Source organism: Vibrio sp. 1978 (assembly GCF_033344345.1).
In genome coordinates this window covers 1-2395 of record NZ_JAWPOP010000068.1, presented here as the reverse complement: position 1 = coordinate 2395, position 2395 = coordinate 1, and the positions used below count along the sequence as shown (strand labels likewise).

Below are 2395 nucleotides of genomic sequence, written 5' to 3'. Positions count from 1 at the left end.
AGGTCAGAATAATTACGGAGCTGGACAAGTTGCGCAGCCTGGCGAGCCTTCGCTTCCGATTTCTCAATGTCAGTGAGATTAGCCTGGTGATCTTTCCACAAGGTTTGCTGAGCTTGCGCGTGTTGCGCCATTAGCGCTAATTGCAGCTCATTGTTACCTGCGGCCGCCTCATAAGCAGAAAGAAACTGCTGCGACATCTCTTCCGTTCTGTCAGCAAAAGCAAATCTTTCTTGTTCCCTTGCTGCATTCTCGCCGGCAGCGGAGATGGCCAAACGGCGTTGCCATTCGGTTTGTAGCTGATCAGTGGCATTTTTAAATGCCGCGACGGCTGGATCTTCTTTGTCACTGTCACCGTCGGCACTTGGTAATGGCGTAGCATCTGGGGTGTTGTAGTTGATGCTGCCCGCATAGTCTTTGGCCAGCTGTTCAAACCTTGCCTTGGTGTTTTGGTACCAGGTTTCTATGCCTTCTGACGGTAACGGCTTACTAGCCAGATCGCGTAATTCCCAAAGGGACTGGTTTAGGTCCAGTTTGGCCTGATTGACCGTCGCCGCATCAAACAACTGTGGTGGCGGCATGTTAGAGAACTGACGCAATGAGGTGGCCATGCTGGCGGCTTCATCACTGAAGTTCCCCGCTAAATCCAATACGCCTTGGAGTGGTGAAATGATAACTTTAAACAGAAACTGGCCGAGTTCATGTAAGCCGGTGGTGATAGCTTGTGAGGCCACCATAAAACCAAGCTTGAACCCATCCCACGCAACCGTCATGCTGTCAATGATCAGCTGTACTCCACGAAATGCATCAGCCAGAAATCCAATACCGTTGACCGTGCTGTGGATGCCTTCAGCCACCATGTTATTCATGCCACCAAACTGCTGAGAATAGGCAATAAACTCTTCTGCCATAGCGGCCACTATTGGCGCAAGTTGGGTGGTAATTTCCTGCTTGAGTGCGGTCGTAGTCACACCGACTTTATACATGGCGTCGTTGGCCATCTCGACTTTTGCGGCATCGATGCGTGACAGCGTAATGCCAAGCCTATCAGCTTCATCAGCCATGCTTCTTAAACCATCGGATCCGTTGGCTAGCATGTTGACCATGCCAACGCCTTCAGAGTCGAACAGCTTAAACGCCAGGCGTACCCGTTCGGACTGGCTTTCTACCTGGGTAAACGCATCAGACAGCGCATACAATTGCTGATCTGGTGTCATTTGGCCAAGCGCTTGCGCATCCAGCCCCAGTTGTTTTAGTGCTGGAGCAGCTTCACCACTGCCTTGGGCCGCTTCTGAGATCCGGCGGGTCATGCGCTGTAATGACATGTCCAGATTTTTAGAGCCGACGCCGGTTAGTTCACTGGCGTGGCGAAACTGGGTTAATGCTTCAGTGGAAATACCAATGCGATCCGCAAACTTAGCCGTTTGGTCTATCAGTTCCGCTTGCTGGTTATAGATCAAAGCCAGAGAGCCTGCCGCCGCTACAGAAGCACCAGCGGTGGCTTTAGCAGCTATCGACATGGTTTTGCTGATCGAGTCAGACCAGTTTTTGGCTTTTTTCTGCGATTTTTGCAGTTCACTGGTGAACTGAGCGCTGTTGGCATACAGCGCAACGGTAAGTTTGGCAATATCTGACATTACAAGAGCAGCCTTTCGCAGACGTTCACCTGTTGGTCAACGTTTTGATAATCAAGAATTCGGCTTTGTTGGGTGCCGTTGTTATGGCTAGAACCTGACTGGCTAACTCCGGCCGCTTCACGTTTTAATGCGAAATGGGCCATCCATAGCGCCATTAATTCGCTGTCCACGCTGTGATAGAGGTTACGAGGGTCGACGACGCCCAGCACTTCGCCTAAATGGAAGAAAAAATGAAGTGCCGGATCGTCGGTTAGTCTTTTTTTGCGGTGTCCTCGGCGTCATCAGATAAGAAGTTTATCTGGATCAGCTTTGCAACAGCAGCGTTAATCGCCAGAGGGGTGTGAACTTCCATCAAGTCAGTGGGTTTCACACTTTCAGCCATAGGCTGATTGTTTTCATCCAGTACGGAATCCAGTACTAATTGGGCCGCCTGTATGTTTAGCTGCTCACCGTTATTGTCCTCCTGATACTTTCGTACCAGCTTGTCGTGCTCACTCAAACGAGCAGCAGTTAAACGACGCGCCGGAAACTCACCACCCAAGATAGTGACCGTTACAGGGGCCAGTTCGGCGGGCTTCAATAATTGGCTTTTTAAATTCATGGATTAATAGTCCTTATACTGGGGCGGTATAGCCGCGATCAATTGAGTTTTGTTTGCCGTTCACTACCAGGTACATAGGTTGGCCTTTATCCAGCTCTTGATGGCTCCAACCGCCAAGAACGACAATCATGTCAGCCCACCGGCCGTTGGGAAATTCAAG

At 50.4% G+C, this 2395-nt stretch carries 3 protein-coding genes; all 3 read right to left on the bottom strand.

From position 1 onward, the window contains the following. The coding region (locus tag R8N49_RS24400; protein ID WP_318190135.1) for a hypothetical protein at window positions 1–1634 on the bottom strand (1634 nt) is incomplete at its 3' end. Continuing rightward, on the bottom strand, window positions 1634–1843 hold the full coding sequence (locus R8N49_RS24395; RefSeq protein WP_318190134.1) for a hypothetical protein: 210 nt from the start codon (window positions 1841–1843) through the stop codon (window positions 1634–1636). The genes R8N49_RS24400 and R8N49_RS24395, both read right to left, overlap by 1 nt. 41 nt (window positions 1844–1884) lie before the next feature. Beyond that, on the bottom strand, window positions 1885–2235 hold the full coding sequence (locus R8N49_RS24390) for a hypothetical protein (RefSeq protein WP_318190133.1): 351 nt from the start codon (window positions 2233–2235) through the stop codon (window positions 1885–1887). Window positions 2236–2395 lie beyond the last annotated feature (160 nt).

Excerpts from the sequence above, each read along its gene's own strand:
- R8N49_RS24390 (WP_318190133.1), bottom strand. The coding sequence starts at position 2,235 with ATGAATTTAAAAAGCCAATTATTGAAGCCCGCCGAACTGGCCCCTGTA.